Raw genomic sequence first — 23491 nt, 5'->3', positions numbered from 1 at the left:
CGGGTGACGGTTTCAGCCATAGCGCATAGTTCCGGTATCCCGATGACAACTGCGATGAGATATATAAACGTTATGGTCGAGCAGGGCTTGATTGAAAAATCCCCTAATCCTGCCGACAATCGCATGATATTCGTTTCGGTTTCGGCCGGTAGTATGAGCAAGATAGAAAGTCTCCTTTCCCAAGCGCCGTTTTGAGCTCCGCGCTCCGGGTGTGCACCCAGGCTAACCGGGAAATCGAAAACTGTTCAATCCGCAAATTTTGGATAATGCCGGTCGAACCGCGCCATAACCTGCGGCCGATCCTGTGCCAAACGCGGGAATGTCGATCGCTATCACCGCCCGACAGCGATGTCCCTAATTCCCCATCCGAACACAGCGACAATGGCCGCCTGACTTGTCGCTTGCACAAATTACAGCGAAATTAAGCTGCATGAATCTGACGTCACTTCGTTAACCCATATTTAACCATATTTGTCCATTTCTGACGTTACCAGGTGACGGTTCGGAGATTGCGGGATCTTCGAACCACCCTTCCCCGGCAATTCGGGGTTGTGTGTGGATTTGTTATCTGGGTGGTTTAATGACCGATGTAAATTTAGAGACATTGCTTGCTGAAAAGCTGATCGGCGATAGTCCAAAAATGCAACAATTGCGTACCATCATCAAATTTGCCGGACGCTGCAACAGCTCGATCATGATCACGGGCCCTTCCGGTAGCGGTAAGGAAGTTGTTGCCGAGGCCATCCACTCTATTTCAGATCGCGGAAACGCAGCCAATATCGCCGTCAATTGCGGAGCACTCCCCGAGCATTTGATTGAGTCCGAGCTTTTCGGTCACGAAAAAGGCAGCTTTACCGGCGCCGTAAACCAACATGTTGGCCTGTTTGAGCAAGCGGATAAAGGCACGATTTTTCTGGATGAGATCGGCGATATGCCCGTCAATATGCAGGTCAAGCTGCTGCGGGTGCTGGAAACGCGGATTGTCAACCGTGTTGGCGGCAATCGCAACATCGGTGTCGACGTTAGAGTGATCGCCGCGACACACAAACATCTCGGCGAATGCATCAAGACCAAGTCGTTCCGTGAGGATCTTTACTATCGCCTTTGTGTTGTTCCGATCGAGGTACCTGCACTCAACGAGCGAGCAGAGGATATTCCTGCATTGATTGCACATTTTCTTAAAAATCAGAGTGTTGGAAACCCTCTCCCGATCTTTACTGGAGAGGCCCTGGCGGCGATGCAAGTTTATGATTGGCCGGGCAATGTGCGTGAGCTGCGCAACGTCGTTGAACGCGCGTCGGTTTTCTTTGCTGGCCGACAGATTTTAGCCGGAGACGTTGCCACATTGGTGCAATCCGATATCACGCCAGCCAAACACGTCGTCGATGCTGGCGTATCTGCGCCGACGGAATTGTCGCCTCCCGCTCATACTGCTCCTGGATTTGTTACTACACCCAGCCGGTATTTGGGACATCAAGAAGACAATGTTCGAGATCTGAACGTACATCTTCAATTCGAAGAACGTCGTATCATCATGAAAGCATTGGATACTTCGCATGGTGTGGTTTCCAGGGCAGCGCGCTCGATAAATATCAAACGGACCACGCTGATCGACAAGATGCGCAAGCATAATATCAACTGGCAGGTCGAGAATCGCGCGGATTACCAGATTGCGGTTTAACCGCCCACAACCGAACTAGTGGAAAGGCGCGATTGCAGTCCAGGCTTTCTCTATCTCGTGAATCATTTCCCGGGCTGATTCGACCCGCTCGACACAGGACTCCCTGCCTTCCATCTGGATGCGTTTTGCAGCTTCGGCGTATATTATGTGCAAGGTCTGCGCCAGGTCTCCGGCTGCGTCGAAGTTCAGTGATTCATCCAGACCACCGAGAATGGCCAAGGCTTTTGCGCGGTATCGGAAAATGCGTGCATCGTCGCCGCGCCGGGCACTTTCAATCATCAGGTTAAGTGTATCGCGCAGTTCTTCGAAAAGCACTGCAACGAGTTCATAGGGGTCTGCCGCCAATACGCGACTATCCGTTGCGACAGATTGATAGCTAGAGGCTCGTTGAATTCGGGACTGAAGTGTCATGTTCTAGTGCTTTCCCAGCTCAATTGTTGTCGTTGAAGGAGGCGAATTGTTGTTCCACATAAGATTGTGTCGAACGCAGAATCGAGAGTTGCCGCTCCAGTCCCGCAAAGGTGGTCTGCAGCTGTTCGCGCAGCTTCTCACCGTCTTCGTTAATTTTTTCTCGGGCTTCGGCAATGGATTCACGGATAGATTCCAGACGCGCCTGGGCTACGGTCAAAGCGCCACTCTCGCTCTTTAAGGCGGTAGAAATGGCATCGAGCGCGCCGGACAAGCCAATTTGGGTTTCACTAGTCACCGCAGGTTCAAGCATCAATTTGATTGCACCACTGTCCAATGCAAGGGCGGCATCAAGACGCGTCTTGTCAATACTCAGTGTACCATCAGTTTCTGTCCGCACCCCAATATCGGCAAGCGTCTTGAAGTCACCAACATCGGTAAGCCGGGTTGATGACAATTGGCTAAGCTTGCGGATGACTTCGCGGGCCCCGCGATCGCCGGCCAGCGGTCCGCCGCTTCCTCCAGCAAGTCCCGGTTTGGTTGCGGCATTCATTGAACTGCGCAATTCATTATAGGCGGTTACAAACTCCGTTACCAATTCACTAACGTCTAGCGGTTCCGAAGCACCGGTAATCGTAAATTGGGTGCCCGCTTGAGCCGCCAAAAGCGAAATTTGCACACCCGGTATCGCTCCGGTGACGGTGTTACTGCTGTTGGTAAGCTCGATTCCATCGATTTTGATGATACTATCCGCAGCCGTTGCGATATTGGTCAAGTTCATCGCGGGCGAGGCACCACCCTGTGTCACAGTAAAGGCCTTCGCTGTACCTTCCTGCGCTTCCATCACAAGACGGGCTCCTGCATTGTCGGTCAATATCATGGCTGTTACGCCGCTATTGCTCGCATTTATCGCGTCTCGCATACCAGTCAGGCTATTGTTAGTGCCGTCGATGACAATTTCAAAACTACCGCCGCTGTTGTTAATGGTGAGCGTTCGTTCCCCGACGGCGGTAGAGGCGCTAGCAAATACATCCGACATTTCGCGCTGGGCTACTGCAATTTGCACGACCTCAACCGAGGCAGGCAATCCTTCCGGACGGGCATCTTGTAATACCGATGCGGTTGCCAAATCCTGTCGACCGGAAACCAGTGCACCGACAAAAGCCTGCCCGTTCAACGTCTCCTTAACTGCAGCGGAAAAAGTAGTGAGAGCTGACTGGGTCGCGGCCATCGCGGAAATTCGGGAAGAATTGAGCTGCGAGCGCGTATTTAATTGAGTGAGTTTTACACCTTGGGAAGCCGACAGAAGATCAGTGACCAGTTGTGCCGTGTCAATTCCCGAGCCTACCCCTAGGCTATTTGCAACATTTGTGAACATGAAAAACTTCCTTTGGGTATTCTACGGTGCTTCGGGACGGGAATTAATGGGTTCGTACAATTTGAAATCAGGCCATCCGCGCGCCATCAACATTATATTTGACGTCATCGGGCAGCGAGATTTTGGGCTTGTGGATTGGACTGACCAATTTGGCATCTATCTGGATCAGGAAGCTGAGGATCATGGCTACCGCGGCGTAGAGACGATCATCAATCACGTCACCGACTTCCGATGTATAATATATCGATCGCGTCAGGTCCGGATATTCCATAACCGGTGTGCCGAGTTCGCCGGCCATTTCACGCATCGCCAGCGCAATGGCGTCGCATCCTTTGCCGAGCACGACGGGAGCCATATCCTTTTCGCGGTCGTATCGCAGAGCAACGGCGAAGTGAGTAGGATTGACCAAGATTACCGTAGCTTCCGACACAGCTTTGCGCGTGGAATCGTTGAGCATTTCTGCCCGTCGCTGTCGCTGGAGAGCGCGGACGTCGGGAGAGCCCTCGGCTTCCTTGTTTTCGTCCTTGATTTCCTGCTTCGTCATTTTCAACCGCTTGCCGCGTTGAAACAGCTGTATAGGAACATCGATCATCGCAATCAGCACCAAGCAGACGCAGATCCCAAGCAGGAGCTTGAGGAACAGTGATGCATAGCTGGCAATCGCGTTGTCAATATCCTGGGCGGCAAGCTGAGCGAGTTCATCAAGATGCAAAGATATTATCGATCCGCCCACAGAACCGATCAAAACCACTTTCATCAAAGATTTGCCGAGTTCCATGACCCCGTTGGATCCGAAAATGCGCTTCAATCCCTTTATCGGGTCTAGTTTTGACGGTTTCGGTTTCATCGCGGACCAACGAAAGCCTAACGAACCCAGCAATGCAGGCGTCGCAACCGCAGCGACTATCAACAATGCGAACAGGCTCATAAATGTCGGTACTATACTGGATACCAAAGCCACGCTGCGACCGCCGACGTCGAAATCCTCGATATCCTGGGGATGGATGACAAGCGCGCCGGCGACCATATCGGCCAACGCGCCGTAAAGCAGGCCGCCGAACATCAGGAAGCCAATCGTACCGACAAAGATAACCATCGCACCACCAAGATCGCGGGATTGAAGGACATCGCCTTTTTTGGAACTGTCGGTGAGTTTTTTAGGCGTTGGTGCTTCGGTCTTTTCTCCGCCACCGGGGGATTCTTCAGCCACTAGCCACCTCCGGCGACAAGCGTCGCCTGATCAAGACCCATTCCCAATGCCTGGATTACGGCATCGGCAAGGATCGGTGCAGTGGCCGCTAGCGCCACCAGACCAAAGGTAATTGTAACCGGTATTCCGACCGCAAACAGGTTGAGCGCGGGCGCCGTCCGGGCCAGAAAACCCATCATCATCTGCACGAGAATGAGTGCGCCACCCACCGGCAAAGCGATGAGCAAGCCCATTGAAAATAGCGTCCCGCCAAATTGCACCATACCGTAAAGCATTTCCGGCCCCATCATCGCAAAGCCGGGAGGAAGCGAGGCATAACTCTTAACAATAATCGCGATCAACATCAGATGACCGTCAATGGCGAGCAAAAGCAATGTCGCGAAAATAGTAAGAAACTGACCAATTACCGGTGTGGATTGGCCGGTTTGAGGGTCTGACATGCTAGCAAAACCGAGGCCCATTGCGTTGCTGATTGTCTCACCGGCGATCAATACGCTGGAATATCCAAGCTGCAGCGCAAAACCGATCGCCAGACCGGTAATGACCTCACCCAAAACAAACAAGCTATTGCCCAAGGTAATCGCTGTTTCGGTAGGCAAATCAAAGCTAACGCTGCTGGTAGCAACCATTCCGATCATGAACGCGAGCAGGATACGGACTTGCACTGGAACGTTGGCCGCACCAAAGATCGGTGCGACAACCATCGCGGCACTCGGCCGGATCATCGCCATCAGCCACATCCACATCTGGCCTTCAAATTCTGCAAACCCTGGCGCGATCATAGCAAGAGGTCCGGAATGCGTGCATAAATTTCCCGGGTGAAGTCCGCTATCAGCAACAAAATTGACCCTCCGAAAACACCAACCACACCGGCAACGACGATTAGCTTGGGAACAAAGGTCAATGTTTGCTCGTTGATCGACGTTGCGGCCTGCACCATGCCCAGCAACAGTCCCACCAGCAGGGCGGGGATCAGAAACGGGGCCGCTGCCAGAGCGGTGATCCACAGGGCCTGCTGTGCAATGCCGATGAAGAAATCTGGATTATCTGTCATGTTCTAGGTCGCAAAAGAGCCGGCAAGAGAACCCATGGTCAGTGCCCATCCATCAATCATCACGAACAGCAGCAATTTGAAGGGCATTGAAATAATCACGGGCGAAAGCATCATCATACCGAGTGACATCAAGACGGCTGCGACAACGAGATCAATGATGAGAAATGGCAGGAATACGAGAAATCCGATTTGGAAAGCTGTCTTGAGTTCGCTGGTTACGAAAGCCGGTAGCATTATTGAAAACGGAATCTCTTCTGCGGATGAAAATCCCTTTTTGTTAGACAGTTCCATGAACAGCTTCAGATCGCTCTGCCGGGTCTGTTTGGCCATGAAGCCGTGCATGATCGTTCCAGACTTTTCGATGGCTTCTGTCAACTCTATCTCGTCAGCAGAATAAGGCGCAATCGCCTGCTCGTTGATCTGTTCGATTTGCGGCGCCATCACGAACATCGACAAGAACAGCGCCAGGCCAAGCAAGACCTGATTCGGCGGTGACTGCTGCAAACCCAGCGCATGGCGCAAAATCGAGAGGACAATGATGATCCGGGTGAAGCTGGTCATCATCAATATGATCGATGGCAGCACCGTCATCAGACCCATTACGATCAATATCTGCAAAGTCGTACTCAGTGGTTGACCATCACCTGAAATGTCGTCCAGCGCTCGTTCCAAAGCGACAGAAGCTCCCGGAGCCGTATCCTGAGCGAATGCCGGATCTGCGGTATAAGCGGAAGCGAAGAACAGGACGACAGCTAAAGCTATTTTTACGCTATTTCGCATGATGAGTGTCAATTTTCTGAATACCGTTGCGGGTAACGGCCAACAATATCTGCTGACCACCGAAATCAACCACCGCCAGCTTACTCTGCACACCAAGGGGCAGCGTTTCGACGACATTTAGAAGATTGGAACTCGGCCGCATCATCATCTGCGGCTGATATTTTCGGTAAAGCCATAGACATCCGAAGATCAGCAGACCTATCAATGGCAACATGATGAACAGCTTGATGATATAGAAGGTCATCAATTGCGCCTTTCTACATGCGCGCGCGTCATTCCATTGGATACGATCTCCGCAATACGCACACCGAATTTATTTTTGACCGGAACAACCTCTCCCCGGGCGACAAGCGTTCCGTTTACGTTGATGTCAATCAGTTGGTCGACCTGTCTGTCCAGTTCGACCACAGACCCTTCTCGCAAGTTCATAATTTCGGAAATTGTCATTGATACATTGCCGACTTCGACCGAAAGCCGCACTTTGATATCGGACAAGAACCGATAATGGTCCTGGGACGATGCCCCTTCGATGTCGACGCGGGTTGCAGCGTCCAGCATTTCGCTATCATGAGTCATATCATTCATCATCTGGTCCTATAAAAAATTTGAGATTTTGAAGGCTACACCGCCGCTTTGCTCGCCAATGCTGCCGTGAGCAAAAACCCGGTCTCCAACGATTAACGGAACATTGTCCGTTGGTGCGACGGGTAAGATATCGCCGACGGCAAGTCGGGAGAGTTCGGATAGCTGCATTGTCGGACGGGCGAGTACCGAACGGACTGGTAGGTAAATTTGTTCGACGGAATCTTTGAGATCGGCCTTCCAGACAGGATCAACCGCATTCACTTCTCGGAGATGGGGACGGTTCAATTGTGGCTCGACCGCTATCAGACCATCTAGTGATTGGACGACATCGAATGCCGCGATCTCGTGCCCCGAGAGTTCAATGGATGTAGCGGAAACCAGAACATTGTCGTCTTCCAGAACCAATTCAATTTCATCCTTGTCGTAGATACAGCAGCTGTAACGGACCGTCGTCTCGAAAAGAGTTGACCAGGACTCGGTCAGGCCGGTAGCAATCGCACCACCCAACCGTTCGACCATCGCAATTTCTGATTTTTTAAGTTCGCCAGTGCTTTGGATATTGCCATCGAATTGCCCGCCAAAGAAACAATCGACGGATGCAGTCAGAAATGTCCGGGCGACCCGAACCAATATCGGATTCTCCAAAGCGCCCAGTTGAAACTTGAGATAAACCGAGTCGTTCTCCTGACCGGCAAGCCAATCTTTAAAGGACAGCTTTGCACTTTCGCCAACTTCCACGGCCATGTCACAATCAACGACATTTGAAAGATGAACTTTCAAAGCACCTTCCAGTTTTTTCTCGACCTTTTTATAGGCCAGCAACAAAATGTCGTCCGGGCCGCCTTTTTTTAGCAGGCTGTGATTTGCCGGGCCGGCGACATTCTCCGCTGCCTCGGTTCCGGATTCGGTTGGTGATGAATTGGAATTTGTCATGATCTTGCTACTTTCCGAAACCCTTATTGAACAACGATGTTGGTAAAGTAGACATCTTCGATTCCGCCAAAGCCGGTTTTCTCTTTCAGCGTTTCGTTGATTATATTTCGCAGTTTTTTCTTTAGCTTGAGCTTGCCTTCTGGAGCCTCCAGTTCGATCGCATCTTGCTGCCCCAACTCCATCAGGATAGCCGATCGAATGGCGATCTCATGATTGGTCACATTTTCGAAAACGCGTTCGTCATAGTAAGTAGACACAGCCAAGGACAATTGCGCGAAGCTGTCCGAATTCGAAAGATTTGATGTAAACGGCTGTTCAATCTGGTGATAAGTCACTTTGAAGGCACTGGACGACTGCTTCGGCGTGACCTGGCTCGCTTCCTTGTCGCTCACCGCGGTCCCATCTTTCATGATGATCTTCGGCTTGTTAGGGTCTTCAGCCTCTTCCTGACCTCCACCCAACATTCCGGCCGCATAAAAGCCTCCGGCAGCACCGCCACCTCCAAGCAATACAATCAGTATAGTGCCAAAAAGTATGGGCTTGAGTTTACCCTTTTTCTTGCTCTTTGGAACTTCTTCGTCTGTGTTCGTCTCTGACATTGTGACCTCTGGTTTAACTAGATTTCTGGATCCGGGATTGGTTTTCAGGCGTATCGGCTATTGTCGGATTCGGGATCGTTTTCGGCAGTGCTGTCGAAAGACGATGCGGTTTGGCGCCGCGGCGAGGGTCTTGCTTGCTGTTCCCGCGTGTCGCGATTTTCCTGCTGCGAAAGACTGGCACCATCGTTTCTTGTCGACGCGAACATATTTTCTTTCACATCAACGCGGAAGGTCAGGTCATCGCGCCCACTGGATTTCAAAATGTCCTGGAGCATCTGGCTATGCTGGACTATGACGTCTTTGGCCGCTCTGTGCTCCGTTTGAATTTCAATGATCTCCGCTGAACCGCGCGTGGTGAAAGTAATTTCCATCCGGCCCAGATTTCGAGGATTGATTTCAAATTTCTTTGATCCGCCGGTTACCGAAATATCCGCGATTTCAGCAGCAAGTCGCTCGGCAATCTGCGGGGTGGACATGTCGAAGGGAACGGGCTTTTGTATCGTGGCACGGACGGCCATCTGCGCCGAAGAATTGGTGATCGGTTGTTGGTCGATCGATGTCTCGAGGCTTTTGGTTGCCGAAGGCAAATCCAGCTTGGCCGGTTCAGCAAACTCACCGTCAGCAATGGCCGGCTTGAGCTGACCAGCTGGACGAATTGGCGAAGAATCCTGCGGCGATGATTGAAAACCAGACTGACCCTTCCCGGACCGTGCATCCTGTTGTTCTCCGCTGTTTGTTAAAAGCGGGAATAATGTCGGCGCTGGCTTGCTTGCTTCCGATTTGGCTGGATAAGCGGCGAACTGGACGTCTGTACGCTCCGATCCGTCCGATTTTGGCGGCTTTGCCGACGATGCCACAAGCTCCTCGATTTCACTGCGCAATCGCGGTTGCAGGCTTTGCAGTTTCAAAAGCCCCTTGTCGCTGCTTGGAAAGATTTCATTGCTGACCGAATTTTCACGAATCTGCGACCGCAGTTGAAACTCTTCGGCTGTCCGGGCGTGATGGTTCCGAAATTTATTCCCGTCTATCACCTCTCCCGTTTGCGCGGGCAGGAGCCCTTTATTGACCGGCCGACCATCGACCATATCTGGCGCGCCAATAGGAGATACTATTCCGATCTGCGACCCGATGCCTAAATTGACGTCTGCCTGCGGCGACAAAATATCCGGTGCCGGCTCAACGGTAGATCTCAATCCGATCTGAGGCCCATTACCTAAGTTAACGTTTGTCTGCGGTGACAAAATATCCGAGGTCGCAATCGCTGTTGCCTTCGCGAGATGGCCATCGGCACTAGGGTCAGTAGAGTTGGTGTTCTGCAATCGGTTCGGATTGTTCAACATATCCTGATTAAACGCGAGCGACAGTTTCCCTTGCGGTTTAGCGAAATCGCCAGACTCGACCGTGGCCTGGTCCTGCTCCACATTCAGAGCAGTTTGCTTCTGTCCAAATATTGTGTTGCCAAAACCCTGATTGATTAAAGGCAGGACATTGGTCGTGTCCCAGCGTTGGCCAGCAGCAGGATCGGTCTCGCCGGTACTGACATTATCAACTTCGAAAGCGGCGATTTCCTTACCCTCGGGATTGGAATGACGCTTTTCCTCGGGAGATCGCAGAAGCGATCCAAATTCAGAAATTGAAGCGTTATTTTCCATGACTAATGGCTTTGCAGAAAACATGCCAATTATAGAGTGAGCAGCTTCAGACATGATTTTACCAATCATCACAGGATTCCTTTTTTCTATATTTGTCTATGTTATACAATATGTTACTAGTAGCATCCTCTTGCCGCGCTACCGTTTTTCGGAGTATCGAAACTTTTGATTTCAGTAACTTTTCGGTACCTTCATGAATTGCCTGAGCGGCAAGATTTTGCCGCTCTGCCGCGGCAAGACTTTGCATCGCGGCTTGAACGGACACCTCGACCACATGCGACGCATCCAACAAACGATCAGACAGTTCCATTTTGGCAGCCAGAATTCCTGCCGTTACCGCAACTTCGCTCTGATGGGTTTCGGTGTGAAGGTTTCTGATTCGCTGTGCGTTACTTTCTAACTGAGCATAATGGCTGCCAGCCTTGATCAGAGCGCGTTCCTTCAAACGCTTCTGGGTATCGCGAACCTTTAACACGCGCCGCAGTCCTCTAACGCGCCGCTTCATGTCGCAAACAAATCAGAAAGCTGGGCCACGCTTGTTCTAAGATCCACCAGTTCCCGCGGTTTCTGCTTGATATATTCGATAAGCAACGGCCAGTTTGCGAGAGCCTCGTCAATGCTCGGGTCATTGCCCGCTTGATAAGCACCCATCAGGACCAGATCCCGGTTTTCCTCGTAAATGGACCACAGACGCCGGAAGTGAAGCTGTACATCTAGATGTTCGGATTCAATAATATCGACCGCGACGCGGCTAATTGACTTTCCCACATCAATCGCTGGAAAAATTCCCTGCTCCGCCAACGACCTGGACAAAATAATATGACCGTCAGCTATGGCGCGAGCACTGTCGACCACAGGATCGTCCATATCATCGCCATCCGCCAGCACGGTGTAAATTGCAGTTATCGATCCACCGGTTTCACTGTCGTTTCCAGCTCGCTCGACCAATCGCGGGATCAATGAGAGTGCTGATGGCGGGTAACCTTTCATAGTCGGGGGTTCACCGGCGGCCAGGCCAATCTCTCGCTGCGCATGCGCCACGCGGGTGAGACTATCGATAACCAGAACTACCGACAGTCCCTTTGATCTAAAATGTTCCGCGATGGCGGTTGCCCTGTAGGCGGCTTTCAATCGGGAAGAAGGTGAATGATCGGCGGGAACGGCGATGGTCACCGTTGGCACAGCATCTTTCTTTTCACGCCGGCGGCTGACAAAATCGTTAACTTCGCGGCCACGTTCGCCGATCAAGCCGACAACTACCACGTCGGCGACGACCCCGTCCAGTATCTGGTTGATCAACATTGACTTGCCGACACCCGAGCCTGCAATAATCGCAATGCGCTGTCCCTGTCCGATAGTCAGCAGGCCGTTCAGCGCGCGAATACCGATGTCGATGGGCCGGGAAACGCTGGCCCGCCGCAGGACATTGCCTTCTTGTCCCGCCAATGGAACAGTTTCGGTGGTCAAAATCGGGCCTTTGCCGTCAATCGGTTCACCCATAGGTCCAATCACCCGGCCAAACAGGGCTTCGCCGACCGCCGCCTGATTGGATTTGGCGTACGGCAATACCCGGCTTCCGCCCCGCAAAGGAGCGTCCTGAACCATCGGGATCATGAGCGTCCTGGCTCCTTTGAAACCGACAACTTCAGCGCTGATCTCTCGGCCGTCGGTCGCGGTTACCCGCCCCGAATAACCAAGCGGATACTCGAAACCGGTAACCTCCAGCATGCCGTTGTCATGGGCAGATAATTTCCCGACATAGCGCGGCTCGTTTCCAATATCATCGAGCCGCGACAGCACATTACACGCAGCTGACGGAGTTCCGGTTTCTTCGGTACCGGGGATAGAATGGTCAGTCATGATCAGCCACCGGTGCCGTTCCGCTAAACTCGTCGATCAGAGTCCTCAACTCGTCCAGTACCACTTCCGAGCCTTTTTCGATCCAGCCGCCGGAATGGCTGAGCTTAAGATTGCCCCGCAACATTGATGCATCGCCGCGGAGGGCCAGTTTGCATAAATTGCCATCGATTAGACCGACATCATCCGGATGAAGTACAAGGGTAACCCCTTGTTGATCCTGGTCTACCAACTCTGCCAATTGCAATGCCCACGCTTGTAGCAAACCCGGATCGGGGATCGCCAATTCCGCACATCGTCTAAACAATGATTCCACAGCCGATAAAATGAATGTATAACTGCCCCGCGACGACAGATCGTTCAAATGCCGGATAGCATTTGCCAATGCGTCGGTTTGTTGACCGGATGTCGCCTGTTCATCCCCGGAAGCAGCCTGACCATCTTCCCATCCCTTTTTATAGGCGACGCTGAATATATCGGCATCCTGATCGCTGGAAGCCGCCAGATTCTCGGACAGGTCCCTGCCGGTTAAATCCGAAAAAATGTCACCGTCTCGAGATTCGCTTTCGGTACCCCGACCACTGGTCCACGAAGAAAACTGTCTCTGTTCGGCAGTCGTCCGCCACAACGGGACGACGTCGCAAATTCCGAAGCTACCGGTTTGGTGATGATCAGACATAATCGGCTCCGGCACCAGCCATGTTTATTTCGCCGCTGTCGAGCATGGCCTTGGCGACTGCAATGACGGCTTTCTGGGCAGCAACGACTGCGTCCATCGGTTGCGGCGGTGCTTCGTCCATGTCATCTTGAATGGTTTCGGCGGCCCGTTTGGACATCGCGCCAAAGATTTTGGCCTTGAGCTCGACGGAGGCGCCTCTCAACGCAGGAACAAGAATACTGGAATCGACCTTCCGGACCACCGAACCGATATCTTTCTTCGACAAGTTCATAAGATCCGCGAAAACAAACAGTTCGTCTTCGATCAATTTTGCGGTAACCTTGTCACGCTTCATCAATTCCTTCAGCAGCGATCGCCCCCGTTCCTTCGAAAGACTGTTGATAATCGAGGCGCTGTCGAGCACGCCGCCTACCTGCATCGGCGGAGCGGCCTCTTCTTCTGATGGGGTCGTGTTCTCCAGGAGCCCGTGAATATGGGCGAGCGCCTTGGCACTAACAGGCCCAAGGGTGGCCACCCGGTAAATCAAGTCGGACTGGATTTCTGATGGCAGCAGCTCCAGTATCTTGGCAGCCACTTCGGGAGTCAAAAATGACATGAGCACGGCAGCAATTTGTGGCGGTTCATCCGACATCAAAAGCGCAAGGTCCTTTGCAGGAACCCATTTCAGCATTTCTGCGATATTGCTGGGTCGTTTGGGAGCGAACCGGTTCATGATCGTTTCTGCCCGGGAGGTACCAAGGGCCCGACGAAAAACGCGGCTCACTTTTTCATCGGACTTGTAGGACAGCATCGTTTGATTCATGGTCAACACGAGGAACCGATCCAGGGAACCGTCAATTTGCGTGGCATCGACATCGGCAACGCTGAACATCGCCTCGCCTAGCGCCTCGACTTCGTCTGGCTCAAGACGTTCCAGTATCTGGGCCGCTTCCTCGTCGTTGAACAAGAGCATCAATATCGCGGCGGTCTGACGCCCGGTGATCAGCTCCAATTGTTCACTTTGCTCGGTTTTTTCGGTGTCATCTTTTTCTTTGGTATCAGCCATCTGCTTCCTCCAGTGCGTTGGATTCTTTGAGCAACTCTTTCACAACCAGAGCCGCATGATCCGGATTCTGCTTGACGAAATTCTGGGTCAAAATGGCACGTTCCTGGTAGCTTTTTGCCGAGGTGATCATGTCGACGGTCACTGGCGGACCAAGTGCGCCTGCGGTTTGATTTTCCAGTGATCCGCCGTCCACGGCACTCGCTTGATTGAAATTTGTCGGCGCATTGGCATTCGGGAGAGCGGCTTTTTGAACCGGATTTGCAGGCCGGGATTTCTCCGAAGTTTGCCAGCGTTTTAGAACCGGGCGACCGATACCGAATATGATCAACAGGGCTACAACGAGCGCAGACAAGTTTCGCATCAGCATGCTGAACCACGACGTCTCGTACCAGGTTTCCAATACCGGGTCGTCGGCGACCGCTTTGAAACGACGCGATGTCACCGCAATCTGGTCTCCCCTGTCGATACTATAACCGACAGTGCCCTTGATGAGTTTCTCGATCTCCTGGATTTCCTTTGGAGACTTTTTATTTTTTAACGCCCGATCGTCAATTGCCACTGCGACTGATAGCCGTGACACCTGCCCTGTGGCTTGATTGGTGACTGCAACTTCACGGGCGAGCTCGAAGTTCCGGCGATATTCCTCACTGGTACTTCTGGGTTCAACGGTCCCGGCAGCTTGATCCGTATCGCCTTCGGGTTGATCGCCGAACTCGGCGGCCTCGGCTGGCCGATTGGAAAGTGCACCGGGTATGCCGCCTGCGCGGCCTCCGGTTCCACCAATCTCGTTCGACTTTTGTCCCTGTTCGGAACGCAGCACCGATCCATCGATCGGATAAGTCTCGCTCGTTGCCTGTTTCTCGTCAAAATTTACATCTGCGGTGACTTCTGCGACAAAATTTCCAGGACCCACCAGTGGTGTAAGCAAACTGGCAAGCGACTGACGATAGCGATCTTCGATTGCCGCCTTTACTTTCAGCTGTGTATCATTTCCAGAGGAAGACTCGTCGCCACTGCTCGACAACAGCCTGCCGTTCTGGTCGATCACCGATACGTTCGACGCCGAAAGTCCGGGCACCGAACTGGCAACGAGGTTCAGGATCGCCTGGGTTTCTTTTTCGTCCAGCCTTGCCGAACTCGCGAGATGCAATATTACGGAAGCGGAAGGCTCATTGCGGTCACGCAAAAATATGCTGGGCTGCTCTACAGCCAAATGAACCCGGGCAGACAAGACGCTATCGATCGCTTCGATAGATCGCGCCAGATCCATTTCACGGGCATTGCGCAATTTCTCTGATTCAACAGCCCTGCTGGCTCCCATAGGCATGCTCGACATAATGGTGTCGCCACTTGGAGCTGACCGCGGCAAACCCTGACCCGCCAGTTCGATCTTGGCAGAGTGATAGTCTTCATTACTCACGGTGAGCGTGCCTGTGTTATCGTCGACACCGTATGGAATATTGGCGACCTGCAATGCTTGCATCACAGCTGACTTGTCATTGTCGGGTAGACCGCGAAACAGATCTCGTTGGGGCGGCTCGCGAAGAACCAGCCACACAGTGATCGCGGCCAACACAACGGCCGACAAAATTATTAACGGCATCGCACGCGCGATAGCGGGTTGCTTGATGAAGGTCTGCAGCGAGCCCATCGGGCCACTTTGATTCTCAAAACTGCCTGTAGGCGGCAGTGATCCGCCGGGGCTCGCGGGAGTCATCGCCTGACCAGAAGATGGTTGCTCGGCCATCTATTATACCGACATGTTCATTATGTCTTTGTACGCGGACAAAAGTTTGTTGCGGACTTGCAAGGTGGATTCAAATCCCAGGGATGCCTTGTGCTTTGCTAGCATAACGGCGGCAACATCATTGGTTTCGCCCATTTGATAGGATTTCATTCCCTCCTCGGCAGTTTTTTGAAGCTTGTTGACTTCCTGGAGTGCGCTGGTGAGCTGCGTCGAGAAGCTATCCGATCCCGCCGTTTCTTTCGGAGCGGAAGTCTGTCCCGGTCCGCCAAGACCTGCATTTTTGGCAATATCCTGCAGCGCGTTGTTTTGGTTGAGGATGGCATTGCGAGCTGCCATCAGGCTGTTCATATTGACTGAAGACATTTTCTATCTCCTTTCTATGCCGCAAGCGCGCGCATGTCAGCCATCCGATAACGCAATGTGCGTTCCGAAATACCCAGCTCTTTTGCGGCGTCACGGCGGTTGCCGTTGGTCTTTTCCAATGTCTGATTGATCGCCTCATATTCGACATTTTTCGAAATCGAGTGCAAATCGCGGCCGCGAATGAATCGCGAGGAAGGCCTGATTGAAACGTCGTCCTGCTTCGGGGTTGCTTTCAGCCGCGCTCCTGAAAATATCAAATCACGGGCTTCGATCCGTTCACCGTCACACATCACCAGCGCACGCTGCAGGACGTTTGAGAGTTCCCGAACGTTACCCGGCCATCTGTGTTCTTTCAGGCGTTGCACGCAACAACGGGAAAGCGAAATGAATTTTTTGCTTCGCTTTTGGAAACCGATCATCATGAACGCCGCGATGGCGACGATATCGGCTGGCCGTTGAGCAAGTGGTGACAATTCGACCGGCATCACATTCAGACGCCAGTATAGATCTTCGCGAAACCGCCCTGCCCCGACCTCTTCGGCAAAGTCGCGGTTGGCCGCGCAAAATACGCGAACATCGATTTTTTCGTGACGCGATGCCCCGACGGGAAGTATCTCGCCTTCCTGGAGCACGCGGAGCAGCTTTGATTGGCTTTCAAGCGGCATCTCGGTAATCTCGTCGAGAAATATTGTGCCACCGTCAGCTTCCTTGAACAAGCCAACGGCACTATTATACGCGCCGGTAAAGGCGCCTTTCTTGTGTCCAAATAAAATGGACTCGATCATTGACTCGGTGATTGCGGCACAATTTACGGTGACAAACGGCTTGTTTGCCCGCTCGCTCTTTTCGTGAATGAATCTGGCCATGCCCTCTTTGCCAGTACCGGTCTCGCCGGTGATCATGACATTGGCATCGCTGCGCGCCACGCGGGACGCATATTTATATAGGGCTATTGAATTGGGGTCAGCATAAGCCGGCCCCTTGCCACCGCGCATCGATTCAACAATGCAAGACAGACCAAATTCTCTGTCCGCATTGCCGAACTCGATGCGCAGTGGTTGGCTGAGGGTAGCCGGAACGAAATGGAATGGTCCGTCGCGGTAAACCACGACAGGATCTTTTGCTCCTTCATATTCACCTTTGGATGCTTCGCGGGTTGTGTGGGGTAGTTGCGCGGCAGAAGATGAATGATGGTCGGCCGAGTGAATCATTTCAACACTCGCTAGCAAATCGACAAGTTCTGGAAACCTAGAGACCAGGCTAGGGTTCAGTTTATCGTTGATCATGGCCATTCCCTCACGTTTTAGATCGAACACCAGATCTAATATCCGGGTGCTCGCCAACTACTTTGCAATGGCCGTGCCAATCTCATAAACGGCAAAAATCTGCCGATCGTTTCCAAAACAACTGTCGAAAAAACGTCATGCGTGTCGGAAAGTGGACACTCTTCCGGCGACTTGTCGGAAACCCGACATTTTTCTCGCTTAATTAAACTTGCGGGTCACCGTTAACTCCTTCGAGGCCGCTTCATCTACGAGGTGACCCGCTAGATGAAACGAATATGTTAACTGTGAAAAGGACGACACCATGACTGTAATAGGAACAAACGTATCGGCCCTGCGTGCCAGCTATGCTTCAAGCCAAGCTGAAATGGGTCTTGCTAAATCGATCGAACGCCTTTCAACGGGTCGTCGTGTAAATTCTGCTGCTGATGACGCCGCGGGTAACTCGATTGCCACACGTATGACATCGGAAGTTCGTGGTTTGAACATGGCTATCCGGAACTCCAACGACGGCATTTCGGCCGCGCAGACCGCAGAAGGCGGAATGAACGAAATCACCAACATGCTGCAACGTATGCGTGAACTGGCTGTCCAATCTGCCAACGGCACGCTGTCATCTGGTGACCGGACTAACCTGCAGACCGAAGTTACCGCGCTGATTGCCCAGATCGGTGATGTTGCAACGCGGACAACTTTCAACGATGTTAAATTGCTTGATGGAACCAACGCTTCAATCGGCATCCAGACCGGCAGCGATGCGAGCCAGACAGTGTCCATCGGATTGACCGATGTGGATGCCACTGCACTCGGCATCGCCTCCCTCACCGTCGCTACCGACACAGGCGCAACCGCTGCATTGACCGCACTGGACACCGCTCTGGACACGATCACGACTGCTCAGGCTACTTTGGGTGCTTCGCAGAACCGACTGCAAACCACCGTTTCCAACTTGAGCGATCGCGTAGCAAATATCACAGAAGCGCGGTCAAGAATCTTGGACGTCGACTTCTCCGCTGAAACCACTCAGCTGGCCAAAAACCAGATCCTGAGCCAGGCTTCTACGGCGATGTTGGCGCAGGCTAACCAGTCTCAACAGTCTGTACTCAGCCTGATCCGGTAATATCTGACACCACCAAAACTAAAAAGCCTCTTCCCGTTCGGGAGGAGGCTTTTTTTATGAGCGCAAGTTAAAAGTTGGTTGAATGGCGGATGCGGTGGACGAACTTCAGTCCTCGGTCATCGCAACTTGAAGCTTCTCCAATGCGCGCTTTTTGATCTGGCAGATACGTACGGATGATACTTCAAGAATCTCCCCGATCTCGTCGAGCTGCATTTCCTCCACAAAATAGCAGTTGAGCACAAGTTGTTCGCGCTCGTTTAACTGCTTCAGCTTCGCGGAAAGAAGCTCAGCCATCTGGGACTTCTCCAGTGTTTCATGCTGGTCATCCTCCTGGTCCGTAAACCAGCTGCTGGAATCGCAATAGACTTCATCAAGCGAGCCCAAATGGACATCAATCGCCCGATCCGTATTCTTGCGAAAATCTCCAGGGTCCATATCCATTGCGAGAGCCAGCTCTGACTCGTTGGGCTCCCGGCCATGTTCCTGCACCAGCTTGTCCCGATATCTTCGCACTTTCTTGTGCCAATCGACAGAAGTTCTGCGCAAATTGCACGTCGATCTCAAGTCGTCGATCATTGCGCCACGCACACGCACGTAAAGATAGGTGCTAAAACTATGTCCTTGGTCGACATATTTCTTGGCAGCTTCAACCATTGCAACCAGCCCGACCTGAATCAGGTCTTCGATCTCCATTTGATCGGGCGCGAATGATTTTACCTGCCAGGCAATTTTTGTGACCAGAGCTTGGTTCTCTTCGATCAGCCTGTTTTCATCTGTTTTCATCGCGCTATAGGCTTTTGATGCGTGATTTTTTGTTTTCAACATATCCTATTCCCGATTGTTATCAGTTTTGGTTTGCATCAGTGACAGCCATTGACGGGCTGGATTGCGGAACCCCGATTTTGGTTAACACTTCGATTGATTTATCGTCCGGCAATTCTTGGTAAGACAGCACGGTCAGATCCGGGAACCGCTGTTTCAGCAGCGCGCCAAGCGGTCGTCGGACCACAGGCGAAGTGATAAGAGCCACATTGCGAGCTTCCAGAGGCAGGGTGTGCGCAGCCTCATCCACCGCTTCGATTATTTTTTGAGCCAGTTGCGGTTCGATCGGATAGTTTGCATCTTCGCCAACCTTCAGCGCCTTAACCAGCAGGTTTTCGAGTTCCGCGTCCAAAGTCACGACGGGAAGGGGCAGACTGATCGGCACCATGGTTTGGACGATCAGATTCCCAATTTTTTGTCGGATAGCATCGACTACTTGTGACGTTTCAGTGTGCAAGCTGGAGGCTTCCAACATAGCAAGGCAGATCTGCTGAAAGTCCTTCACCGGCACTTTATCGGTGAGAAGGTCACGGCATATTGCAGTAATGGCATATAACGACAAGGGCTGCGGAGTGAGACTGTCGACGAGTTGCGGCGAAGATTCCTTGAGGAAGTCGAGCAACTTCTGCGCTTCATCCATACCAAATAGCTGCGCCGCATTGCGCCGGACCACATCGTTGAGATGGGTAGCGATGACTGTCGGAGCGTCGACGACCGTATAGCCCTCGGCAATCGCCTGGGGTTTTTTGTCTGCGCTGATCCAGATTGCATCCATCCCGAAAGTCGGATCTTTGCAAGGTCGTCCTTCGATAACCGAATCCACGTGACCATCATCCAGCGCGATAAAGTCATTCGGCCAGACGGTGTCTTCACCCAGAACCATTCCGCCCATCATTATCCGATAGCTGTTAGGCTCGAGCGACAAATCGTCCTTGATCCGGACAAGCGGCACGACAAAACCCAGCTCTTTCGATATTTGACGCCGGATACCGGTAATCCGTTTCATCAATGGGGCGCCCTTGCGATCCTCAACCAACGGAACAAGGCCATATCCGATTTCGATTCCAAGACGCGCCTTTTCGGAAACGTCCTCCCAATCAATCTGTTCCGGATTTTTCTCTCTGACCGGTTCGACAACCGCTTCCACGGGCTTGGGTTTGCGGATCAGATAGAAAGCTATGCCACCCGCAACGCCCGCTGCCGAGAGAACGATGATGTGCGGCATACCCGGCAAAACACCGAGAATAGTTAGAATGACCGCGACCGGGACCCACGCCTGTCCCGAACTGAACTGACCCGTGACTTGATCGGCTAGATTCTGAGCCGAAGAAACCCGTGTGACAATGGCTGCGGCGGCGATCGACAGAATCAGAGCAGGCACCTGCGCAACCAAAGCGTCGCCGATGGCGAGCATCGAGTACGTACTAGCAGCTTCACTGAAGGACAGTCCATGGGTCGTCAGACCCAAAATGATGCCACCAATAATATTGACCGCCAGAATCAAGACGCCGGCGACGGCATCTCCTTTTACAAATTTAGAGGCACCATCCATTGAACCGTAAAAGTCTGCTTCTGTTGCAACGTCAGACCGCCGTTCTTTCGCTTCTTCTGGGGCGATCAGACCCGCATTCAAGTCCGCATCAATTGCCATTTGTTTGCCAGGCAAGGCATCCAGTGTAAAACGCGCGGAAACTTCCGAAACCCTGCCCGCACCTTTGGTGATAACGATCAGATTGATAATCATCACGATACAGAACACGAATATGCCGACTACATAATTACCGCCCAGTAACAATCCACCGAAGGCTTCGATGATCTGCCCGGCGGAATCGCCGCCAGCATGGCCTTCCATAAGCACCACGCGGGTAGAAGCGACATTCAGTCCCAACCGCAAAAGTGTGGCAAAGAGGAGGACTGTTGGGAAGCTGGAAAAATCTAGCGGCTTGTTGGCATTAAGCGCAACCATCAAGATCGCCAGCGATAGCATGATATTGGTGATGAAGCCGATATCCAACAATATAGTCGGTAGCGGCAGCACCATGAAAATGACCAGCAACAACGTGGCCATTGGCAACAGTCCGGATTTGAGATGACCGGCAATTTTATCTAGTGCGAAAATATTCTGTATCATGTTCATTTACAATCCGAGTGAGGCGAGCATCAGATAGGCAACCCGAGCCGGTTCATCGAACGGCTTGGGATTTCCTGAATTGCTCTGGTCATTGATGTGGTTTCTTGCGATCCGAAGATAATCTGCCGGTTGAACCATCGGCAGCGGCTTTTGTGACTGCGGCAAGTTTCTTCCTTCCGTCGGAAAATTATTGCCGCTCCCTGCCAACATGGATGCATCTTCCAGTTTTTTGGCGAAGAGATTCCGGATTTCCGCAAAGCTTCGGGCGTTGCCTGATTTGTTATAAAATATCGGGCGATTGGATTGTGCGGCACTCGCAAAAGACGGCGCTGCCGGTGCATGCGGATTGGCATCAAATCCACTCAAGAATTTGCTGGCGCCTGCGGGCCCCAGAAAATGTGCGAGGTACAGGTCAACCGATGCCGGTTCCCGGCCGATGCGGCTTTGGAGATAGGCGCTGTTATCGCGAGCAAATTCTCCCGCCAGATTGGCGGAAAGAGCTGGATCGTTTCTCAGGGCAAGAATGCTTGATTTCTGGGACTTGTTGGCAATAGTAAACTTGCCATTCCGGTTCTTGGAAATTGCATCTTGAGCCCAGGCCAGACCATATTCATCGCCCTTTTCTTTGACTAGGCCCAGCCATGTTTGCTCGATAAACTGGTAAAGCCCGGTAGCGGAAGATGTATTCGCCTTGGCATCCGGGCGCATGCCGCTCTCGAGCTGTGCCTGTGCCATCAAATATTTGAAATCGACTCCGGTGCGCTGCGCGGATTGCGCAATCACGTTCGGCAAACTGCGCCGTTCAGAGCTTTGAGTGATGGTAAGGTTGGACATGTCTAGCTTGAATTCTCCCGTTAAGAAGATAAGCAATGATCATGCCAATAAGTGCTTTAGATGCGCCTGTCCGGAATTAATGTCCGGGAGAGTTGCGATTAACGACCCCGCGCGGCATTCGAATATGTATCTGCCTGATTGGCTCGCCATCCGGACAAAAGCTGCAAGCGGGATGAGCTATGGTCTCTCAGAAAACGAAGGCGGTAAATTGATGCCTGCATCAATTCGTCAACTTCAGACATCAGTGGTCGCAAATATCTTTCGACATCGGCTGTTTCCAGTGTTGCCAACTCCGAAACGGCCTTGCCAAGTGCTTTGCTGGCATGAAAGATCGCATCGCTGTCATGTCCATCCAATGCGGCGACCAGACTATTTTGCGAGTTCTGGAGTGCTTCTACTTTCGGGTTCATTTTTTTGAGTCCACACCAAGTACGCCTGCATCAAGCATCTTTGCAGCCAAGGCGTCGGTATCAACCTTGTAACTGCCAGAAGCGATTTGCTGTTTTATATCCGCAACCTTCTGTGCATCAAATGGCAGTGGTCCGGCTGCCAGTTTTGACGCTGTCGTCGAAATCGTACTGGGAATTTTTGCTTCTGCGGGATCAGTGGCACCCGCCAAGGATTTTACCGCAGCTTCATTCAAAGCCGGACGATCCAACCGCGTATTAATCGCCGAATAGCTATCAACAGGTTTCATATCACTACATCCTTACTGCGCCACATTGGCAAATTCGAAGTTTGCTGTCCCGTTTCCGACGGCGCTTATAACTTCTTTCATAAACATTTACGGCCTGTTGCGAAAAAATTAAGTTCTTTATCCAAAATTATTTCAGTGCGTCAATTCGACTTCGCCGGCCCCGGATATTCTAGCCATTAATTCCTTACCTTTGCGGTCTGACCGGACAGGAATATAGTCTCCCATCACACCACTTTTTTGCGCGATCACACCATAGCTGATGCTGAAATTTGACCGCCGGACGATCAGCGTGACCGGCTGATTTCGTTGTACCAATGGTTCGACAGAACCGCCGCTGCCTTGGCTACTTCTATTGGCGCCAAGCCGAATAGGCACGAATATCCTCCATCCCAGGTCTTGGCAACTTACCTGCAGCGCGTTCCTGTTTGTCTCAGATATCTCGAGCGCGTTTGGACAGCGCTTAAGTTTGAGCTTGGGGTCTACCGCGGCATGAGCACCGCCCACATCCCCCACGACTGCCCCCAAATGCGCCGCAACCTGGCGATCAAGCAATGTGGTGTCTTCAAAGGGCGCACCGGCGCCCACAGACATGATGGAGACTATCGGAAGTAGAAAATGATAACGTGGCATGTG

The 23491-nt window shown here is 52.2% G+C and carries 27 protein-coding genes; 3 read left to right on the top strand and 24 right to left on the bottom strand.

Features of this window, described 5'->3' with window-relative positions:
• Both WBM93_RS01610 and WBM93_RS01605 read left to right on the top strand, forming a co-directional pair.
• Positions 1–195: helix-turn-helix domain-containing protein (locus WBM93_RS01610; protein ID WP_424427482.1), on the top strand; the 195-nt coding region annotated here is incomplete at its 5' end.
• A gap of 385 nt (positions 196–580) precedes the next feature.
• Positions 581–1681 carry a sigma-54 interaction domain-containing protein gene (locus WBM93_RS01605; protein WP_424427480.1) on the top strand — a complete coding sequence of 367 codons (1101 nt, stop codon included), beginning with the start codon at positions 581–583 and terminating at the stop codon, positions 1679–1681.
• 15 nt (positions 1682–1696) lie between these two features.
• On the opposite strand, the gene fliS is transcribed toward WBM93_RS01605, so the two are convergent.
• The 18 genes from fliS to WBM93_RS01515 form a co-directional block, all read right to left on the bottom strand.
• Positions 1697–2092, bottom strand: coding sequence for a flagellar export chaperone FliS (gene fliS, locus WBM93_RS01600; RefSeq protein WP_424427478.1), 396 nt, complete (start codon positions 2090–2092; stop codon positions 1697–1699).
• 19 nt (positions 2093–2111) lie between these two features.
• Entirely contained in the window at positions 2112–3467 is a 1356-nt protein-coding gene (gene fliD / locus WBM93_RS01595) for a flagellar filament capping protein FliD (protein ID WP_424427477.1), read from the bottom strand.
• 67 nt (positions 3468–3534) lie between these two features.
• Positions 3535–4677, bottom strand: coding sequence for an EscU/YscU/HrcU family type III secretion system export apparatus switch protein (locus tag WBM93_RS01590; RefSeq protein WP_424427475.1), 1143 nt, complete (start codon positions 4675–4677; stop codon positions 3535–3537).
• Positions 4677–5459, bottom strand: a complete 783-nt coding sequence (fliR, locus tag WBM93_RS01585) for a flagellar biosynthetic protein FliR (protein WP_424427473.1) — start codon at positions 5457–5459, stop codon at positions 4677–4679. Before fliR ends, WBM93_RS01590 begins: the two co-directional genes overlap by 1 nt.
• A complete protein-coding gene (locus tag WBM93_RS01580; RefSeq protein ID WP_176278394.1) occupies positions 5456–5731 on the bottom strand; it encodes a flagellar biosynthetic protein FliQ in 276 nt (91 codons plus the stop codon). Before WBM93_RS01580 ends, fliR begins: the two co-directional genes overlap by 4 nt.
• A 3-nt stretch (positions 5732–5734) precedes the next feature.
• The gene (gene fliP, locus WBM93_RS01575; protein ID WP_424427470.1) at positions 5735–6511 is read right to left on the bottom strand and encodes a flagellar type III secretion system pore protein FliP; all 777 of its coding nucleotides are present in this window, start codon (positions 6509–6511) and stop codon (positions 5735–5737) included.
• A complete protein-coding gene (locus WBM93_RS01570) occupies positions 6501–6755 on the bottom strand; it encodes a FliO/MopB family protein (RefSeq protein ID WP_424427468.1) in 255 nt (84 codons plus the stop codon). The genes fliP and WBM93_RS01570 overlap by 11 nt, the downstream gene beginning before the upstream one ends.
• Entirely contained in the window at positions 6755–7096 is a 342-nt protein-coding gene (fliN, locus tag WBM93_RS01565) for a flagellar motor switch protein FliN (RefSeq protein ID WP_424427466.1), read from the bottom strand. The genes WBM93_RS01570 and fliN overlap by 1 nt, the downstream gene beginning before the upstream one ends.
• Before the next feature lie 9 nt (positions 7097–7105).
• Positions 7106–8029: a FliM/FliN family flagellar motor switch protein gene (locus WBM93_RS01560; protein ID WP_424427464.1), complete on the bottom strand. Its 924-nt coding sequence runs from the start codon at positions 8027–8029 to the stop codon at positions 7106–7108.
• Positions 8030–8052: 23 nt separating this feature from the next.
• On the bottom strand, positions 8053–8628 hold the full coding sequence (locus tag WBM93_RS01555; RefSeq protein WP_424427462.1) for a flagellar basal body-associated FliL family protein: 576 nt from the start codon (positions 8626–8628) through the stop codon (positions 8053–8055).
• 44 nt (positions 8629–8672) lie between these two features.
• Positions 8673–10280, bottom strand: coding sequence for a hypothetical protein (locus WBM93_RS01550; protein WP_424427460.1), 1608 nt, complete (start codon positions 10278–10280; stop codon positions 8673–8675).
• A gap of 58 nt (positions 10281–10338) precedes the next feature.
• A complete protein-coding gene (locus tag WBM93_RS01545) occupies positions 10339–10755 on the bottom strand; it encodes a hypothetical protein (protein WP_424427458.1) in 417 nt (138 codons plus the stop codon).
• 26 nt (positions 10756–10781) lie between these two features.
• Positions 10782–12140, bottom strand: coding sequence for a FliI/YscN family ATPase (locus WBM93_RS01540; protein WP_424427456.1), 1359 nt, complete (start codon positions 12138–12140; stop codon positions 10782–10784).
• Positions 12133–12816, bottom strand: a complete 684-nt coding sequence (locus WBM93_RS01535) for a hypothetical protein (RefSeq protein ID WP_424427454.1) — start codon at positions 12814–12816, stop codon at positions 12133–12135. Before WBM93_RS01535 ends, WBM93_RS01540 begins: the two co-directional genes overlap by 8 nt.
• Positions 12809–13861 (bottom strand): flagellar motor switch protein FliG, encoded by a 1053-nt coding sequence (locus WBM93_RS01530; protein ID WP_424427452.1) that lies wholly within the window; start codon positions 13859–13861, stop codon positions 12809–12811. Before WBM93_RS01530 ends, WBM93_RS01535 begins: the two co-directional genes overlap by 8 nt.
• Positions 13854–15608 (bottom strand): flagellar basal-body MS-ring/collar protein FliF, encoded by a 1755-nt coding sequence (gene fliF / locus WBM93_RS01525; RefSeq protein WP_424427450.1) that lies wholly within the window; start codon positions 15606–15608, stop codon positions 13854–13856. The genes WBM93_RS01530 and fliF overlap by 8 nt, the downstream gene beginning before the upstream one ends.
• A gap of 3 nt (positions 15609–15611) precedes the next feature.
• Positions 15612–15956, bottom strand: coding sequence for a flagellar hook-basal body complex protein FliE (fliE, locus tag WBM93_RS01520; protein ID WP_424427448.1), 345 nt, complete (start codon positions 15954–15956; stop codon positions 15612–15614).
• A gap of 29 nt (positions 15957–15985) precedes the next feature.
• On the bottom strand, positions 15986–17257 hold the full coding sequence (locus WBM93_RS01515; protein WP_424427446.1) for a sigma-54 interaction domain-containing protein: 1272 nt from the start codon (positions 17255–17257) through the stop codon (positions 15986–15988).
• A gap of 301 nt (positions 17258–17558) precedes the next feature.
• On the opposite strand from WBM93_RS01515, the gene WBM93_RS01510 reads away from it, so the two are divergent.
• On the top strand, positions 17559–18374 hold the full coding sequence (locus tag WBM93_RS01510) for a flagellin (RefSeq protein WP_424427444.1): 816 nt from the start codon (positions 17559–17561) through the stop codon (positions 18372–18374).
• Positions 18375–18479: 105 nt separating this feature from the next.
• Here the strand turns inward: WBM93_RS01510 and WBM93_RS01505 are convergent, their stop codons facing one another.
• The 6 genes from WBM93_RS01505 to WBM93_RS01480 all read right to left on the bottom strand — a co-directional run bounded on the left by WBM93_RS01505 (position 18480) and on the right by WBM93_RS01480 (position 23488).
• Positions 18480–19199, bottom strand: coding sequence for a sigma-70 family RNA polymerase sigma factor (locus WBM93_RS01505; protein ID WP_424427442.1), 720 nt, complete (start codon positions 19197–19199; stop codon positions 18480–18482).
• A 19-nt stretch (positions 19200–19218) separates the two neighbouring features.
• Positions 19219–21327 (bottom strand): flagellar biosynthesis protein FlhA, encoded by a 2109-nt coding sequence (gene flhA, locus WBM93_RS01500; RefSeq protein ID WP_424427490.1) that lies wholly within the window; start codon positions 21325–21327, stop codon positions 19219–19221.
• A gap of 6 nt (positions 21328–21333) precedes the next feature.
• Positions 21334–22161 (bottom strand): transglycosylase SLT domain-containing protein, encoded by an 828-nt coding sequence (locus tag WBM93_RS01495; protein ID WP_424427440.1) that lies wholly within the window; start codon positions 22159–22161, stop codon positions 21334–21336.
• A gap of 98 nt (positions 22162–22259) precedes the next feature.
• Positions 22260–22571, bottom strand: a complete 312-nt coding sequence (locus WBM93_RS01490; RefSeq protein WP_424427438.1) for a hypothetical protein — start codon at positions 22569–22571, stop codon at positions 22260–22262.
• Positions 22568–22858, bottom strand: a complete 291-nt coding sequence (gene flgM, locus WBM93_RS01485; protein ID WP_424427436.1) for a flagellar biosynthesis anti-sigma factor FlgM — start codon at positions 22856–22858, stop codon at positions 22568–22570. Before flgM ends, WBM93_RS01490 begins: the two co-directional genes overlap by 4 nt.
• Before the next feature lie 132 nt (positions 22859–22990).
• Entirely contained in the window at positions 22991–23488 is a 498-nt protein-coding gene (locus WBM93_RS01480) for a flagella basal body P-ring formation protein FlgA (protein WP_424427434.1), read from the bottom strand.
• Positions 23489–23491 lie beyond the last annotated feature (3 nt).

This window comes from Parasphingorhabdus sp., from assembly GCF_049667325.1.
Taxonomy (GTDB): Bacteria; Pseudomonadota; Alphaproteobacteria; order Sphingomonadales; family Sphingomonadaceae; genus Parasphingorhabdus.
Note: the sequence above shows the minus strand (reverse complement) of the source record. Positions and strands in the feature narration are given on the sequence as shown.

What these genes read in the sequence shown, in the direction of transcription:
- WBM93_RS01550 (WP_424427460.1), bottom strand. Translation starts at nt 10,280, where the DNA reads ATGGAAAATAACGCTTCAATTTCTGAATTTGGATCGCTTCTGCGATCT.
- WBM93_RS01580 (WP_176278394.1), bottom strand. Translation starts at nt 5,731, where the DNA reads ATGACAGATAATCCAGATTTCTTCATCGGCATTGCACAGCAGGCCCTG.
- fliR (WP_424427473.1), bottom strand. Translation starts at nt 5,459, where the DNA reads ATGATCGCGCCAGGGTTTGCAGAATTTGAAGGCCAGATGTGGATGTGG.
- WBM93_RS01495 (WP_424427440.1), bottom strand. Translation starts at nt 22,161, where the DNA reads ATGTCCAACCTTACCATCACTCAAAGCTCTGAACGGCGCAGTTTGCCG.
- fliD (WP_424427477.1), bottom strand. Translation starts at nt 3,467, where the DNA reads ATGTTCACAAATGTTGCAAATAGCCTAGGGGTAGGCTCGGGAATTGAC.
- WBM93_RS01505 (WP_424427442.1), bottom strand. Translation starts at nt 19,199, where the DNA reads ATGTTGAAAACAAAAAATCACGCATCAAAAGCCTATAGCGCGATGAAA.
- WBM93_RS01490 (WP_424427438.1), bottom strand. Translation starts at nt 22,571, where the DNA reads ATGAACCCGAAAGTAGAAGCACTCCAGAACTCGCAAAATAGTCTGGTC.
- flgM (WP_424427436.1), bottom strand. Translation starts at nt 22,858, where the DNA reads ATGAAACCTGTTGATAGCTATTCGGCGATTAATACGCGGTTGGATCGT.
- fliF (WP_424427450.1), bottom strand. Translation starts at nt 15,608, where the DNA reads ATGGCCGAGCAACCATCTTCTGGTCAGGCGATGACTCCCGCGAGCCCC.
- WBM93_RS01560 (WP_424427464.1), bottom strand. Translation starts at nt 8,029, where the DNA reads ATGACAAATTCCAATTCATCACCAACCGAATCCGGAACCGAGGCAGCG.
- WBM93_RS01480 (WP_424427434.1), bottom strand. Translation starts at nt 23,488, where the DNA reads ATGCCACGTTATCATTTTCTACTTCCGATAGTCTCCATCATGTCTGTG.
- fliN (WP_424427466.1), bottom strand. Translation starts at nt 7,096, where the DNA reads ATGAATGATATGACTCATGATAGCGAAATGCTGGACGCTGCAACCCGC.
- fliP (WP_424427470.1), bottom strand. Translation starts at nt 6,511, where the DNA reads ATGCGAAATAGCGTAAAAATAGCTTTAGCTGTCGTCCTGTTCTTCGCT.
- WBM93_RS01515 (WP_424427446.1), bottom strand. Translation starts at nt 17,257, where the DNA reads ATGATCAACGATAAACTGAACCCTAGCCTGGTCTCTAGGTTTCCAGAA.
- fliE (WP_424427448.1), bottom strand. Translation starts at nt 15,956, where the DNA reads ATGAACAGCCTGATGGCAGCTCGCAATGCCATCCTCAACCAAAACAAC.
- WBM93_RS01555 (WP_424427462.1), bottom strand. Translation starts at nt 8,628, where the DNA reads ATGTCAGAGACGAACACAGACGAAGAAGTTCCAAAGAGCAAGAAAAAG.
- flhA (WP_424427490.1), bottom strand. Translation starts at nt 21,327, where the DNA reads ATGATACAGAATATTTTCGCACTAGATAAAATTGCCGGTCATCTCAAA.
- fliS (WP_424427478.1), bottom strand. Translation starts at nt 2,092, where the DNA reads ATGACACTTCAGTCCCGAATTCAACGAGCCTCTAGCTATCAATCTGTC.
- WBM93_RS01530 (WP_424427452.1), bottom strand. Translation starts at nt 13,861, where the DNA reads ATGGCTGATACCAAAGAAAAAGATGACACCGAAAAAACCGAGCAAAGT.
- WBM93_RS01570 (WP_424427468.1), bottom strand. Translation starts at nt 6,755, where the DNA reads ATGACCTTCTATATCATCAAGCTGTTCATCATGTTGCCATTGATAGGT.
- WBM93_RS01510 (WP_424427444.1), top strand. Translation starts at nt 17,559, where the DNA reads ATGACTGTAATAGGAACAAACGTATCGGCCCTGCGTGCCAGCTATGCT.
- WBM93_RS01535 (WP_424427454.1), bottom strand. Translation starts at nt 12,816, where the DNA reads ATGTCTGATCATCACCAAACCGGTAGCTTCGGAATTTGCGACGTCGTC.
- WBM93_RS01605 (WP_424427480.1), top strand. Translation starts at nt 581, where the DNA reads ATGACCGATGTAAATTTAGAGACATTGCTTGCTGAAAAGCTGATCGGC.
- WBM93_RS01540 (WP_424427456.1), bottom strand. Translation starts at nt 12,140, where the DNA reads ATGACTGACCATTCTATCCCCGGTACCGAAGAAACCGGAACTCCGTCA.